Annotated in this window: 14 protein-coding genes, 1 tRNA gene and 1 pseudogene; 10 read left to right on the top strand and 6 right to left on the bottom strand. The window is 60.1% G+C overall.

Annotated elements, in window-relative coordinates; genetic code table 11:
• From ASD52_RS20865 to ASD52_RS20845, 5 genes are all read left to right on the top strand, one after another.
• Positions 1-939, top strand: a complete 939-nt coding sequence (locus ASD52_RS20865; protein WP_057221302.1) for an ABC transporter permease — start codon at positions 1-3, stop codon at positions 937-939.
• Positions 936-1,826 (top strand): ABC transporter permease, encoded by an 891-nt coding sequence (locus tag ASD52_RS20860; RefSeq protein ID WP_025431468.1) that lies wholly within the window; start codon positions 936-938, stop codon positions 1,824-1,826. Before ASD52_RS20865 ends, ASD52_RS20860 begins: the two co-directional genes overlap by 4 nt.
• A gap of 11 nt (positions 1,827-1,837) precedes the next feature.
• The gene (locus tag ASD52_RS20855) at positions 1,838-2,836 is read left to right on the top strand and encodes an ABC transporter ATP-binding protein (RefSeq protein WP_025431469.1); all 999 of its coding nucleotides are present in this window, start codon (positions 1,838-1,840) and stop codon (positions 2,834-2,836) included.
• An 89-nt stretch (positions 2,837-2,925) separates the two neighbouring features.
• Positions 2,926-3,807, top strand: coding sequence for an oligopeptide/dipeptide ABC transporter ATP-binding protein (locus tag ASD52_RS20850; RefSeq protein WP_277996388.1), 882 nt, complete (start codon positions 2,926-2,928; stop codon positions 3,805-3,807).
• Positions 3,808-3,832: 25 nt separating this feature from the next.
• A complete protein-coding gene (locus ASD52_RS20845; protein WP_057225438.1) occupies positions 3,833-4,348 on the top strand; it encodes a L,D-transpeptidase family protein in 516 nt (171 codons plus the stop codon).
• Positions 4,349-4,565: 217 nt separating this feature from the next.
• Here the strand turns inward: ASD52_RS20845 and ASD52_RS20840 are convergent, their stop codons facing one another.
• A complete protein-coding gene (locus ASD52_RS20840; protein ID WP_057225436.1) occupies positions 4,566-5,927 on the bottom strand; it encodes an aspartate aminotransferase family protein in 1,362 nt (453 codons plus the stop codon).
• A 131-nt stretch (positions 5,928-6,058) separates the two neighbouring features.
• Here ASD52_RS20840 and ASD52_RS20835 point away from each other — a divergent pair, with 131 nt between their 5' ends.
• From ASD52_RS20835 to ASD52_RS20820, 4 genes are all read left to right on the top strand, one after another.
• Entirely contained in the window at positions 6,059-6,928 is an 870-nt protein-coding gene (locus tag ASD52_RS20835) for a LysR substrate-binding domain-containing protein (protein ID WP_057225434.1), read from the top strand.
• 165 nt (positions 6,929-7,093) lie between these two features.
• The gene (locus tag ASD52_RS20830) at positions 7,094-8,146 is read left to right on the top strand and encodes a D-alanyl-D-alanine carboxypeptidase family protein (protein WP_057225432.1); all 1,053 of its coding nucleotides are present in this window, start codon (positions 7,094-7,096) and stop codon (positions 8,144-8,146) included.
• A gap of 249 nt (positions 8,147-8,395) precedes the next feature.
• Entirely contained in the window at positions 8,396-9,316 is a 921-nt protein-coding gene (locus tag ASD52_RS20825; RefSeq protein ID WP_057225430.1) for a carbonic anhydrase, read from the top strand.
• A gap of 833 nt (positions 9,317-10,149) precedes the next feature.
• On the top strand, positions 10,150-11,829 hold the full coding sequence (locus ASD52_RS20820; protein ID WP_057225429.1) for a GMC oxidoreductase: 1,680 nt from the start codon (positions 10,150-10,152) through the stop codon (positions 11,827-11,829).
• 466 nt (positions 11,830-12,295) lie between these two features.
• On the opposite strand, the gene ASD52_RS39415 is transcribed toward ASD52_RS20820, so the two are convergent.
• The 4 genes and pseudogenes from ASD52_RS39415 to ASD52_RS20800 form a co-directional block, all read right to left on the bottom strand.
• Positions 12,296-12,541 carry a hypothetical protein gene (locus ASD52_RS39415; protein ID WP_057225427.1) on the bottom strand — a complete coding sequence of 82 codons (246 nt, stop codon included), beginning with the start codon at positions 12,539-12,541 and terminating at the stop codon, positions 12,296-12,298.
• A gap of 218 nt (positions 12,542-12,759) precedes the next feature.
• Positions 12,760-13,332: pseudogene (locus tag ASD52_RS20810) on the bottom strand (DUF5131 family protein); the annotation flags it as partial.
• Between the two features lie 36 nt (positions 13,333-13,368).
• Entirely contained in the window at positions 13,369-13,800 is a 432-nt protein-coding gene (locus ASD52_RS20805) for a PIN domain-containing protein (protein ID WP_057208401.1), read from the bottom strand.
• Positions 13,797-14,099 (bottom strand): hypothetical protein, encoded by a 303-nt coding sequence (locus ASD52_RS20800; protein WP_057208403.1) that lies wholly within the window; start codon positions 14,097-14,099, stop codon positions 13,797-13,799. The genes ASD52_RS20805 and ASD52_RS20800 overlap by 4 nt, the downstream gene beginning before the upstream one ends.
• A gap of 223 nt (positions 14,100-14,322) precedes the next feature.
• On the opposite strand from ASD52_RS20800, the gene ASD52_RS20795 reads away from it, so the two are divergent.
• A complete protein-coding gene (locus ASD52_RS20795) occupies positions 14,323-14,583 on the top strand; it encodes a hypothetical protein (RefSeq protein WP_234908109.1) in 261 nt (86 codons plus the stop codon).
• A 227-nt stretch (positions 14,584-14,810) separates the two neighbouring features.
• Here the strand turns inward: ASD52_RS20795 and ASD52_RS20790 are convergent.
• Positions 14,811-14,887, bottom strand: a tRNA-Met gene (locus tag ASD52_RS20790).
• Positions 14,888-14,908 lie beyond the last annotated feature (21 nt).

The following is a 14,908-nucleotide window of genomic DNA, read 5'->3' as shown; positions in this document are numbered from 1 at the left end:
ATGCTGATCTTCGTGATAAAGCGCATCGCGATTTCGATCCCCGTTCTGATCGCCATCACGGCGTTGCTTTTCATCATGCTCAATGTGATCCCCGGCGATCCCATCGCGCTGATGATGAAGGAACATGCGAGCGCCGAAGTGATCGACCGCGTGCGTGCCCAGATGCACCTCGATGATCCGCTGCTCACGCGGTATTTCAGGTTCCTTTTCGCCGCGCTGCAGGGCGATCTCGGCGTGTCGATCAAGCTCAACCGGGACGTAACGACGCTCATACTCCACGCCTTTCCGAATACGCTTCTCCTCGCGGCCAGCGCGGCGATCGTTTCCTGGGTCATCGGCATCCCCGTGGGGATTCTGTCGGCGGTTCGGCGGGGTTCCAAGCTCGACCATTTCTTCATGGGCTTCTCGCTTCTGGGCGTGTCGATGCCGATCTTCTGGTCCGCCCTGCTGATGCAGTACATCTTCGCCTTGAAACTGAAATGGCTGCCGGTATCGGGGTTCTACGGCTTCGAATATGTGATCATGCCCGCCATGGTTCTGGGGTGGAGTTCCGCAGGCGTGATCGCCCGTTTGACTCGATCCAGCCTCTTGGAAGTGATGCGCCTTGACTATATCCGAACGGCCCGGGCCAAGGGACTTCGCGAGATCCTGGTAATTCAGCGGCATGCACTCAAGAACGCGCTCATTCCCGTGGTGGCTATCATGGCGATCCAGGTTGCCACGCTTCTGTCCGGTGCGGTCATCACCGAAGCGATCTTCGGCATTCCCGGCGTCGGCCGCATCTCCGTCAACGCCATTCAGGCACGCGATATGCCGCTTCTGCAAGGGTCGGTCCTCTTTGCGACTACCCTTGTCATTATGGGGAATCTGATTGCCGATATTCTCTACTCCGTCCTCGACCCCCGCATTCGATACCAAATGAAGGGAGGATCGAAGTGACGCAATTTTCCGAAACAACGGAAGACTTTGCCGATACGAGCGAGAGCGACAGCTTCTTTCGTGAGACGGTCAGGGTCTTCTGCAGAAACCGCATGGCGGTGATCGGGCTGATCTTGGTCGGCGCTCTGGTCTTCGTTGCGATTTTTATTCCGCTTATCAGCCCCCACGATCCCTATCGCGTCGCGCTGGACGAACAGTTCTTGCCGCCGTCCACCACCTATTGGCTCGGGACAGACAATTTTGGCCGGGATCTTCTGACGCGGATTCTCTATGGCGCCCGGATCTCGCTGGTCGTGGGCATCGTGCCGAGCTTCATCTCTCTGGTGATCGGGGCCGTAATGGGCATCATCAGCGGATATTTCGGAGGCAAGACCGATGTCCTCATCATGCGCCTGGCCGATACCATGCTCGCTTTCCCGTCACTGCTCTTGGCGATGGTCGTGATGTACACGCTGGGCGCAAACCTCTTCAACATCTTCATCGCGTTGAGCCTCGTCGGCTGGGCCGGTGTGGCGATGGTCGTGCGCTCCCAAACGCTCGCCCTCAAGGAGAAGGAATACATCGAGGCGGCGCGCGCGAACGGCACGAGCAAAGTGACGATCATGGTTCGCCACCTCTTCCCCAATGTCATCCCGACGCTGATCGTCCTGTTTTCGCTCAGCATTCCCGAGGCGATCATGTGGGAATCGAGTCTCAGCTTCCTCGGCGTGGGCGTCCAGCCACCCGAAGCGAGCTGGGGGTTGCTAGTGGCAAAGGGCAAGGAATACCTCTTCTCGGCACCGCTGGTCGCGATCATACCGGGGGTGGCAATCCTGGTCGCGGTGCTGGCGTTCAATTTTGTCGGTGACGGGCTGCGCGACGCGCTCGATCCCTACATGAAAGACTAGCGGGCGCTGCGATGACAGATCAGAGCATATTGTTAAGCGTGCGCAACCTGCGCACGGAATTCCAGACCCAGCGCGGCTCCGTCAAGGTTGTCGACGGCGTGTCGTTCGACGTCGGCCGTGGCAAAATAGTGGGCCTGGTGGGAGAATCCGGCTCCGGCAAGAGCGTGACGGCGCTGTCGCTGATGGGGCTGGTGGCATCCCCCCAGGGAAAGGTAAGCGCCGACAGCATTATGCTGAACGGCACCGACCTGACACGGCTGAACGCCGAAGAACTGCGGCGCAACCGCGGCCGTCAACTATCGATGGTGTTCCAGGAGCCGATGACATCCCTGAACCCGGTGAGAACCATGGTCCAGCAGGTCGGAGAGCCTCTTTCGATTCACACGAATCTCGGTCGGCGTGCTATCCGCGACAAGGTTCTGCACATGTTCGAAACGGTGGGCATACCGGAACCTGCGGCGCGTCTCGACGTCTATCCGCACCAGCTGTCGGGCGGTCTCAGGCAACGGGCGATGATCGCCATGGGACTGATTTGCGAACCGAAGCTTCTCATCGCGGACGAGCCGACGACCGCGCTGGATGTGACGACACAGGCGCAAATCCTGCGGCTGATGATGGCGCTACGCGACAGGGTCGGCACCGCGATCGTCATGATCACCCATGATCTCGGTATCATCGCAGAGATGTGCGACGAGGTGAACGTGATGTATGCGGGTCAAATCGTCGAGCAAGCCAACGTCTTCGACCTCTTCGACCGGCCATCGCATCCCTATACGCGCGGACTTCTCGCATCGATCCCGAAGGCGACGGAAAAGCGCTCGGCGGAACGCATGAACAGCATTCCGGGTGTGGTGCCCAACCTCGCCAAACTTCCCACGGGCTGTCGTTTCAATCCCCGATGCGGGGACGCGATGCCCATCTGCCGGGTGCAGCAACCCGAACTGACGGATCTCGGCAATGGTCACAAGGCCCGCTGTTGGCTTCACGACAAACAGGGAGGAAAGCTGTGAGCGAAGTCCTCATCTCAACCGACGGGCTTAGCAAGCACTATCCTATCGGTACAAGTTTCTTCGGCCGACGGGATCAGGTGATCCGTGCCGTGGACGGCGTCAGTCTGGATATCTACGAGAGAGAGACATTCGCGCTGGTGGGCGAGTCGGGCTGCGGCAAGACCACGCTTGGCCGTGTCATGCTGCGGCTCCTCGACCGGACCGCGGGCACCGTGCGGTATCGCGGCCAGGACCTTCACGCGCTGAACGATTCAGCGATGCGGGCGATGCGCAAGAAGCTCCAGATCGTCTTTCAGGACCCGTTTGCCTCGCTCAATCCCCGGATGCGGATCAAGGACATTCTGGCCGAACCGCTGCGCACGCACCGCTTCGGAACAGAGGCCCAGATCGAGGAACGCTGCGGCGAACTGCTCGACATGGTCGGGCTGCGGCGAACCTTGTTGCGCCGTTACCCGCATCAGTTCAGCGGCGGGCAACGGCAGCGCATCGGCATCGCCCGCGCTCTCGCCAACAGCCCTGAATTCGTGGTCTGCGACGAGGCAGTTTCGGCGCTGGACGTCTCGATTCAGGCGCAGGTCCTGAACCTGCTCCGCGATCTTCAGGAACAGCTGAAGCTGACCTATCTGTTCATCACGCACGATCTGAGTGTGGTTCGCCAGTTCGCTGACCGCGTCGGCGTGATGTTCCTCGGGCGGATGGTGGAGGTCGGCACGACGGAGGAGATATTTTCCAATCCGCGTCACCCCTACACGATGTTTCTGATTTCGGCGGTTCCGCGCGCCGATCCACATCAGCGGAACCGCGAAAAGCCGTTGCTGGTCGGCGACATTCCGAGCCCGATGAACTTGCCTACCGGATGTCGATTTCAGACGCGCTGTCCTTACGCTCAGGCGATCTGCAGGACGGAGGAACCGGCCCTGTCCGATCGGGGCGGCCGGCCAGTCGCGTGTCATTTTCCCCTGGGTCTGTGAGATTTCAAGAAGGAAGGAGTTGAGCGTGGATCTGATCGTTTCGCGAGACGGGGACGGCTGGCAAGCCACATTTGGAGACAAGCGCTGGCGCTGCGCCGTCGGCCGCGGCGGCTTGCATACAGACAAGGTCGAGGGCGATGGCGTCAGCCCCGTGGGCCGTTGGCCGATCCGCCAGATTTTCTACCGGGCAGACCGGATGGCCAAGCCGACAACGCAGTTCCCCTGCCATGAGATCGACAGGTTGGACGGCTGGTGCGACGCCCCCTCGCACCCAGACTACAATTGCCAGGTGAAGCTACCCTTCGCCGCGAGCCATGAAGAGCTTTGGCGACATGACGATCTCTATGACGTTGTAGTCGTATTGGGACACAATGACGACCCGCCGGTCGCCGGCGCGGGCAGCGCGATCTTTCTGCATGTCGCCCAACCGACCTATTCGCCGACTGCGGGTTGCGCCGCGCTCTCGAAAGAGGATCTGCTCGCCTTTCTGGCAATTGCCGAACCTACCTCGCATCTGTGCTTTCACCGTCGATCCGCATGATCTCGGTCAGCAGCCATCCCTGCGGGCGGTGATCGGCGTGTAGCACAAGAGCAGGAGGTCAGCTTCAGCCACCTCGCGCATCAGCCTGTCCTCGGCACGCCGTCGGGCAGCGAGACGAGCTTGACACCGCGCGCCCGTAGCCCGGCGTCGATCATTCGATTTCCTGATCCGTGCGGCTTTTATGGCATTCCTCCTGCTTTATCCGATGTCCGCCGCGTCAACCCGCGAGGATCGATTGTTCGACGATCGTCAGCGCCCGGTCGAGTTCTTGGCGGGAGACCACCATGGGCGGCGAGAGCGTCATGACGTTGCCCTGGCTGATCTTCAGGCTCAGCCCCGCTTCCATGCAGCGATAATAGGCCCGCTCCGCCAGCGCATTGTCCGGCGTGAAATCCGTCCGGTCGGATACGATCTCGACGCCGAAAAGCAAGCCGCGGCCGCGCACATCCCCGACCGCCGCGCAGCGTTCGGCGAAAGTGCTGAGCCGCTCCATCGCATAGCCGCCGAGTTCGGCGGCGCGCTCCGCAAGCCCCTCCTCGATGATGATGGAAATGGTGGTCAGAGCCGCGCGCGTCGTCACCGGGTTCTTTTCGTGCGTGTAGTGGCCGATGGCATAGTCGCCCGCCACGTCGAGATCGCGCCTGGCGACCACGCCCGCGATCGGCAAAATGCCGCCACCGAGCGATTTTCCAAGCACGAGGATGTCGGGAACGACGTCGTCGTGCTCGCAGGCAAAGAAGCGGCCGGTCTTGCCTAGGCCGGTCGGAATTTCGTCGAAGATCAGCAAGGTTCCGTGCCGGTCGCAGGCCTCACGCACCTGTTTCCAGAAGCCCGGCGCCGGTGGATTGGGCGTCGCCCGCATCGGTTCGGCGACCAGCGCTGCAAAATCGCCCTCGCGGGCAAGGACGTAGGAGATCATGTTGGCGCAGGCGCGCGCGGAACTTTCGAGATTGTCCTGGCCATAGCCGCAGTGGCGGTTCGCCCAGGGCGCGACGTGTTCGGCGCCCGGCAGGAGCGGGCCGGCTATGCCCGAGCGGAAGGTCGCCTCGCCGCCGACGCTCGACGCGCCGAAGCCGGCGCCGTGGAAGGCATCCCAGAAGGAGAGCGTCTTGAACCGGCCGGTCGCAGCGCGCGCCAGCTTCAGTGCGACTTCGATCGCATCCGATCCACCCGTGGTGAACAAGACCTTGCCGAGATCGCCGGGCGCAAGACTGCCGAGCATCTCGGCAAGCTCGACGGCAGGTTCGCAGGTGAAACGACGCGGCGCAAAACACAAATCGTCGATCTGGGCCTTGATTGCCTGTTTCAGCCGGGGATGGCCGTAGCCGATATGGTGAACACTGTTTCCATGGAAGTCCATGTAGCGCCGGCCGGCGGTATCCTCGATCCAGATGCCCTCCGCCTTGGCGATGGCGGTCAGGCAGGGGCTTGACAGGCTCTGGTGCAGGAAGGCGGCGGCGTCGCGCGCTACGAGGGAGTTCGTCCGTTCGTCGCCCATCCGGGCGTTCCAGGCCCCGCGCGCTGCCGATGTGTTGGCTTCGCCCTCCGTGTGAACCAGGGCGGATGCTGTGGCTTTCATCGCTTTCTCCGATCATCGTGCAGCTGCGTGCAAGCTATCGCATCTATCGGAGAGTGAACAAAATCGATATTAATGAGACAAATTAAGAATTCTTCGATGCCGATGCATCACCTTGGGGGCTTCCGCCTGTCATGCGCTATGTCCAGCTTCGGGCTTTCCATCACGTGGCTCTTGCCGGCAGTTTTTCGCAAGCTGCCCGAGCATTGCACCTCACGCAGCCTGCCATTTCCGACCAGGTGCGCTGGCTGGAGGAGGAATACGACGTCGCCCTATTCGTTCGAAAGCGCCGTCAGATCGAGCTGACACCGGCAGGTTCCCGGCTCCTGGCGGCGACCCACCGCCTGTTCGATGCCGAAGGCGAAGCCCTCGAGGTCCTGCAGGAGGAGCGATCGCTGCGGGCAGGCATGCTCAGGATCGCAGCCGATTCGGTGGATCACGTCCTGGACGTGCTCACCGTCTTCCAGGCGCGGTTTCCCGGCATTCAGATCAAGATCGTCGGCGGCAATTCCAACAGCATCGTGGAGGATTTGCTTGCCTACGACGTGGACGTCGGCGTCCTTGGCGAATTGACCGATGAGCGCCCGTTCGAGGTCTTTTCGCTCAATGTCTCCCCTGTCGTGCTCTTCGCCGCGAAATCGCATCCCCTGGCGACGCGGACGAGCATTCCGCTTGAGGCGTTAAGAGCATGGCCCCTGATCATGAGGGAGCAGGGTTCACGCACCAGGCAGATGCTGGAGAAGCTCGCGGGGGCGCAAGGGGTGACCCTCCGCTACGCAATCGAGGCCGAAGGACGCGAAGCCGTCCGGCGGATCGTTGCCGCGGGCATGGGTCTCGGGGTTGTGTCCGAAGCGGAGTTCGACAACGATCCGAGGCTGGTGAAGATCGCGCTCGAACACCAGCCGCTTTCGATGCATGAAAAGCTGATCTGCCTGAAGGATCGCCGTAGCAGCAAGTCAATACAGGCCTTCTTCGCGACTGCGCGCGCACTGTCGCAAGGCTAGTGCGTTCCCCACCCCGCATGACCATCGATAGCCAATCGCGAAGATCCCTCGCCTTCGGCAGCGTCGCGTTACCTAGCGAAGCAACGCGCCTCCGACGCGCCGCAGCGAACGCTTGTGCCCCGCGGCACATCATGTCATTAGGACGCCTTCCCCGGAGACTGGCACATGACGAAAAACATAATCGCCGGAAAACCTTTGAAAAGATTGGTGTTTATGGCATCCCTTTTTTTGTGGACACCGGCGAATGCAACGCCGGCACTCGTCGTGGATGCCGACAGCCATCAAGTTCTCTATCAGGAAGATGCCGGCGTACCCTGGTATCCGGCCTCGACGACCAAGCTCATGACCGCGTTCGTCGTGTTTGAAGCCCTTCGGTCTGGCGAGGTGACACTGACGACACCGGTCACCATGACCCGCAACGCAACGAAACAGGCGTTTCTCGAATCCGGCCTGACCTTCGGCCGGACAATGACCCTCGAAGACGCGCTCTTTGCCACGATTACGGCTTCAGCAAATGACGTCGCTGTAGCCTTGGCAGAAGTAGTCGCTTCCGGCGAAACGTCTTTCGTTCGGCGAATGAATGAAGCGGCGGCCCGCATCGGGCTTACGGGCACGCATTTTACCAATCCAAACGGTCTATTTGACAGAGAGAATTACACGACTGCCCGCGATCTTGCGATCCTTGGGTTGGAAGTGGACCGGATGTTTCCTGAATATCGCCGCTTCTTCCTGGCTTCGGCAGTCACGATCGACGGTAAAGAGATCAAGTCCAACAATCTGTTGTTGACGCGTTTCAGCGGCACCATCGGGATGAAGACTGGTTTCCTATGTGCATCCGGACGAAATATCGTCGGGCTCGCAACTCGAAATGGAAGGCGCGTGATGGTGGTCATCTTGGGCGCCACGACAGAACGGGAACGCAACGAAAGATCCGCGCAATATCTGACGCACGCCTTCGATGGAACGCTGTCCCCAGATGCAGTGCTTGTGGATCATCTGCCGAACCGGACCGGTGTCGCGCCGCAGGATATGCGCATTCGCCTCTGTACCGACCAGAGTGCTGACTACGAGGCCAGCCGAAATAAGCTTTATCCAATGGGCCTGGCAGGTCAGGAAACCTACTTGCGGGATCATATCACCGGGCAGGTCCACCCGATCACGACATGGGCCAACGATAACGTCACGAATGTACCAACACCCACACCACGCCCATCATAATCACAACAACGAGCCGGCTGTATGGTGCGATACACCTTCGGCCTAAGTCCCCAGCGATCTGCCCAGAGCCGCGGCCTGCGGTTCATGGGTCGCCGGCGGCACGCCGGCTCCCGTCTGGATGCACGGCCTTAGCCGTATGACACGCGCAGTTTGGTTTAGAGGTGCGCCCACGCGTGAAAGTGTTAATGTGGAAAGTCACGGATTTGCATTGCCGCCCCTGTTTCGATCACTGTCGAAGGAGACTGCAAGATGGCAAAGAAGCTGCTCGAGGGCGCCTCGAAGGAGGATCAGACCTGGTTGGCCGAAGTGACATACCGGTTCGCGTTCGATGCTGTGTATAGGCCCCTACCACCGGATGCGAACGCTGCCCGGTCGAGACTCGAGTCTGGAAACCGGGCCTTCGCCGAACTCCTTGACCGGATCACCTCGTCACCACCCGCAAAGCTGAACATCGCTGTCGACCCGCATGATGTCGGCCTTCTTCCCGGGCGCAGCGCGGCACCCAAACAGCAACCGTTTGCGGCAATTGTCGGTTGTGCCGATGCGCGTGTTCCGGTGGAGCTGATCTTTTCCGAAGGCCCGAACGACCTGTTTGTCGTCAGGGTGGCCGGCAATGGCATGGGCGACGACGTCACGGCCAGTCTGAGCTATGCGGTTGATCATCTCAAGGATAGCCTGCGCACGATAGTCATCCTCGGCCACAGCGGGTGCGGGGCCGTTTCGGCGGCCGTCGACGTCTATCTGAAGCCAGCAAAATATATGCAAATCATGACGCAGAAGGATCTGCGTCAAATCCTGGACAGCATACTGATCGTCATCCAGCTTGGCGCGACCTGGCTGGAGCGGGTGTATGGGACCGAGGTCGTACGCCGGCCGGGATATCGGACCACACTGATTGAGGTAGCGATAGCGCTAAACGCGGCGCTGACCGGGTATGGCATTCGTTCGCGCCTGAACTTGGCGGTCCGCGGCGAAATTGAAGTCGTCTACGGCGTCTATCTTCTGGAGGAGCGGCTTGTGTGGTCACCAAGGGGAGAGAACCCGGACTGGTTTCATTTGTCGGCGGCACCAAGGGACCCGGATGACTTCGTCATACTGTGTGACCTCCTAGTGTCGTGCCCTCGGGTAATGGACCTGCTCGATACCACCCCGAAGCCCGTGCGGCACTAGGAGACCTGTGCGCGGGTGTCTGGACTGGCGTGTTGAATTACGATTCTCTCAATCTGAACAATGGATTGAGGATGCGAGTCGCACGTCGGCGCATGGGGCGGCTGCTTGCTGGCCGCTTTCGAGGCGCTCAAGCCGTCGTGCGGTTGCGCGGCAAACAAAAAACCCGCCGGTTTTCGCCTGGCGGGCTTTTTTTGATTTGGTTGCGGGGCTTGATCACGCAGAGACTTGTGATTTCGGGACGCTATATGAATTTCGCTCATATTACGACGTCGCCGCCACACCTTGAGGCGCCTAGCCGCGGCGATGATGCGGGCGGTGATCGGCGTGTAGCACAAGAGCAGGAGGTCGGCTTCAGCCACCTCGCGCCTCAGCCTGTCCTCCGGCACGCGCCGTCGGGCAGCGAGACGAGCTCGACGCCGCGCGCCCCTAGCCCGGCGTCGATTTCCGGACATTCGATTTCCTGATCCGTCCGAACGGCTTTCATGGCATTCCTCCTGCTTTATCCGATGTCCGGCGCGTCAACCCGCGAGGATCGATGTTCGACGATCGTCAGCGCCCGGTCGAGTTCCTGACGGGAGACCAACGGATTTCACGCCGGACAATGCGCTGGCGGAAGCTGCCACTAATCCTTTTGATCGAGGTGACGAGCAAAATCATCCTACTTTAGGCGAAGTTGTTCTGCGGATAGTGAAACTCTAGCGTGCCGTGTCAGTTGGCGCCTCCGTCTTCAATCCGCTGGCGATCCCGCCAAGACTGATCCGCAGTGCCACGAGGGGACGGAAGGGTGATTGCGGTGGCGGCTAAAAGGGCGCTGGCTCAAAAGTGGGGGGCAGATGTTTGCGGGTTTAGAGGTCTTTCAACAGGCGTTTGACGTGTGCGTCGCGGGCGCTGGCCCGGTCGGTATTGCCGCTGCGCTTGAATTGAGCAGGCGCGGCATGCGAACGCTGCTTCTCGAAGCGGGGCCGAAACGATCGAAACGACCCCAACGAAACGAAACAGGCTTCGACATAGAAGACGATATCTATCACGCTGCGGACCGACTTACTTCGGCCACCGGACTTGGCGGCACGTCCAAACGATGGGGTGGGCAATGCGTTGAGCTGGATGATATAGACTTCGAGGCAAGAGATTATGTCGCACACTCCGGTTGGCCTATTGCTCACGAAGAGATTTCGCCTTTTTATCAGCGGGCACGGGCTCTTTTGAGCAGCAACGTCGCCGGCGAGCGATCGGAGCCGGAACCGGAGACTGATTTCCCATCATCCCGGGAAAGCTGGACACGAATACGCAACACAGCGAAGGCCAACAGCGCCGAGCTCGCTTCTTCGAAGAACCTCTTCGTCGCCCTGGACGCGAGGATCAAAGCTCTGGCGTTCGATCCGGTTGAGGCGCGCGTACATTCCATGTCGATTGCCTGCCGCGGTGGTTCGTACAAGGTGTGCGCAGACCAATATGTGCTGGCCTGTGGCGGCAGAGGTAATACCCGGCTCCTACTGAACCTCCAGCTGGCGTTTCCGCAATTGTTCGGCGGAAGCGATGGGCCGCTTGGGCGCTTCTACATGGGACATCTCGCTGGACAGATCGCGCAGATCGAATTCGCCACCAAAGAGCATGCCGAACGGTATCTTTTTAAGCGCACATCCACCGGAACCTTCGTGTGTAACCGGTTTCAACCCGCCCCCCAATTGCAACGGGCACACGAGCTGCCGAATATCGCTTTTTGGCCGACGAACCGTAGGGCCGCTTTCGGTGAGGCCGACACGGCGCTCTCGCTGCTACATCTCTGGAACAGTCGGAAGTCCTTCGTCCACAAGGCGACATGGGGCGAAGCCGACCGATTCCGTTACTATAATGCTCTGCATAATGTACTGCGCAATCCCCTTGGCGCGACCTCTTCCGCGCTGGGGCTGCTTCGCCAAAAATTCAGCTTTGCCGAACCATATGTTCTGCTGCGCAGGCCAGACATGAAATACGGCCTTCGCTACCATGGGGAGCAAATTCCAAGCAGTTCAAGCCGCGTCTTCCTCAAGCCAGAGCAAGATGCGGACGGCCAGTTCAAGCTCGACGTCTCATTCCGATATCTGCCTCAGGATTTTCGCGGGACGCTCCAAGCACATGTCGCCTTGGATCGCTGGCTCAAGGAGCGCAAGATAGGCAAGCTGATATTCGACGCAGCCCCCGAAAACCTCGAAGAGCATATCGCCGCGCAAGCCAAAGACGGATACCATCAGATCGGGTTGACCAAGATGGGCGTGGACCGCAACCACGCCATCGTCAACCACAACTGTCGCGTCATCGACATCGCTAACCTCCATATCGCCGGCAGCTCCGTTTTCGCTACGTCCGGACAAGCGAACCCCACGCTTCCCGCCGTCGCCTTGGCCATCAGACTCGCCGAACATCTCGCCAGCGAGGCCCGCCATCAAAGCACGGCGGCGAGTTTGTCGACGAGCAGCCGCGGAAGCCTCTCGCCCGGTCCTCAACCCGAAACTAAAATCCTGTCCGCACTCTGACAATCGGGGGCGTTGCGTGGGAAGCTCCCCGCTCGAAGGCCGGCGACCGTGGCGCAGTCAGGGGGAAGCTGGCCGCACATAGGCTCAACTCGGCGCCCCAGACAGGACACTAACCGCCACCCCTTACAATACTAATCTCACTAATCAACACCCTCTTGACTCCTGATTGACACCGACCATTGCTTTGTTCTGCCTTAGAACGCCAAAAAAGCCCGCCGACCTTTCGATCTTGCGGGCTGTTGTTTTGATTTGGTTGCGGGGGCTCGCTTCAACGAATGGCATAAAAGGGCTGTTCTGCGGCCTCCCGCTTCCGCATTGGCAAAGCCGAGAATGCCAAACAGCTCGCCGCGTAGCTCTGCATGAACGTCGCCGCGCTTTATGCTAGGGGTCAGTACGATCTCGCCGATCAGCGAGCGCAACGCCTCCGCCGCCTGCCTGCCTCCGTCTGGATCGTCAAGCGCTTCCGTCAGACGCTCCACCCGCAGCCGGTAGAGGATGACAACGTTCTGGGCATGTCGGCGGAGGCCTGTGACAGGCGGGCGGTGATATCCGCCTTCTGTCGTTCGAGGTCATCCATGCGCGCCTTCATGGACGGCTGGTACATGCCATCCTCGATGGCGGAAATAATCCCGGCGATAGCCTTTTCGATCTTCGCGAGATTTTTCCGGTCGGTTGCCGCCTGCGCACGTCGGTCATGATTCAGCCGGTTCATCTCCTCGGCAGCCTCGCGACCGCACGCGACGAGACAAGTTTGTCCTTGATGCCGGACAGAACCCGCGCCTCGATCTGCTCACGGGTGATGGACCGACCATTGTCTCAGGTGCCCCGCCTGTGATGGTTGAGGCAGGCATAGCGGCTAGGCGTGACGATGCCGAACTTGCCGCCGCAGCATCCGCAGGTGAGAAGGCCGGTCAGGAGAGAAACCGGCTCGCCCACAATTGCCCAGTGGATGTCCTGTAGATCAACGGCCCCAACCGAACCAATTAATGGCTCGAAAGAAATGAACCGGATCGCAGCGGGCGCCCTATGCAGATGCTCAACACGATCGACGACATCCGCGTTTTCAATGCTGGTGCCGAGCCAGACGTTGGGCAGGACTTCGCCAATCTTGCCGGAAACCAGCTCCGTCATTCGGTCCGGCCGCTTCGTGAGGATTTGATAGTTGTGGCGCGGCGTCTCGCGCATCACCTGCCAAACTTCGAGAATGAAGGCGTCGCTGACCTGCTCATGAAACAGGTCACTCATCGAGTTTACGAAGATCTTTCGGGGTTTGCACCAGCGATGCGGAATCGACAGCGCCTCCCGATCCTCGCGTACCACGCCATTTTAGACAGTTCACCGTCCAGTCTTGCGGGTCAGCCCCGCATATTTCTCCACGCCCATCGCCTCGAGGCGTTTAGCCATTTCCATGGCATAGCAATGCGTGCAGCCAGCGGTCACAATCGAACACCCGGCAACTGGATTCCAAGTCGAATCCGTCCACTCGATCTGCGTTTCAGCCATGCCTCTCTCCCGAGAATCTGTCACCCAACCAAGACATCAGTTGCCATCCCTCATAGGATTGACGAATTGGATACCGGCGAAATCTTTTCCGTTGTCCGTGACCACCACGCAGTCGTTAGCACCGGCGACGGCAGCGATGATCATGTCGAGTGCGCTGCGCGGACGACCTGCGGCTTTGCCTTCGGCCATCAATCGCGCCCAGATCAAAGCTGCCTTGTCGTCGAACGTAAGGATACGGTTGGCGAACAACTCCTGCGGACCTTCCGGCCCCGAGAACCAGGCATCAAGGGCGTCTCGCTTCTTGCCGCGCGGCTTCTCCAGAATGCCGCGCCGGATTTCCGCGATGGTGAGCGAAGCGACGAACAGGTTCTCATCCTTCTGTTCGATCCACCATGCCAACAGCGCTTCCGAGGGCTGCGGCTTGACGATATTGCTGATGATGTTTGTATCGAGGAGATAACGCGTCACAGCTCGACCCTGCGCCCTTCCTCGCGGGGGCGCGACAGATCGACATCAGCGCCGACCAGAGGCGAGCGGCGGAGGGCGGACAGGATACCGCCGGATTTCGGCGGCTCACTCGCGACGAGGGCCTTGACCGCCGCCCGCGCCTGCTCCGCTTCCGGCCCCTCTTCAGCTAGTTGGCGGGCAAGCGACCGGATCAGTTCGCGGTCGGATTCTAGCGCCAGGACCTCGAAGCGCTTGAAGCCGCGCTGCGTCAGCCGTGCGCGATAATTCTCGATTGCTCTCTTCTGTGCGGCATTGCTCATGACGGGTCTCCGTTCTATATCCTGATATATAGCCGATATTAACATCATAAACAAGGGATGTCAGCGATGCCACGAGACTCGCGCCATAAAGCAGTAATGCAGAACAATACTGCGCGTTGGCGCCAGTATTTTCCATATGCTGCGGCACGCGGAAGTGCGCCAAGCTTTGCCGTAGCCGCCGAAGGCACGCCGTCCACCGCCGAATATACGCCTTTAATTTCAGTTGCTTATACTGATCCTCACGCGAATTCTGCAGGGCATGACCTTGCACCCACCCGGCAACAAAGCGAAGATGTCAAGAAGAGAGCGCGAAGAGCTCCTCGAATCCTTGCTGATCGACGAACTGGAACTTACCTTTACACCTCGTGGCAACCCCGATCCGCGCTTTCTGGGTCTGGTCGACTTTCTGGCACGGCAGGCAGCGCGGGAGTGCTTCGCGGAAGAAGTGAAGATGATGAGGCGACGGGGGAAACGCACCTCCTGATGCCGAAAGGAGAGGTGCATTGAAGGTCGCGATCTACGCCCGCTACAAAGAGAAGGAGAAGCGGATCGAGGCGGCGAGCATACTGCGCTTGGTGGTGGACACGATCGTGCTGAGGCCGGTGGAGGGCAAGGTGGAGATCGACGTTCAGGGCGATCTTGCTGGAATCCTTACGATTTCCGCACAAACGAAGAACCCCGCTTTAGGGGCGGGGTCATCGCAAGTAAAGATGGTTGCGGGGGCAGGATTTGAACCTGCGGCCTTCAGGTTATGAGCCTGACGAGCTACCGGGCTGCTCCACCCCGCGCCATCTCGGTAAACCGCTATG

Origin of the sequence: Ensifer sp. Root142 (assembly GCF_001426785.1) — a bacterium.
Classification (GTDB): Bacteria; Pseudomonadota; Alphaproteobacteria; order Rhizobiales; family Rhizobiaceae; genus Ensifer; species Ensifer canadensis.
The sequence above is the reverse complement of the archived record's forward strand: the minus strand, read 5'-3'. Positions and strand labels throughout refer to the sequence as shown.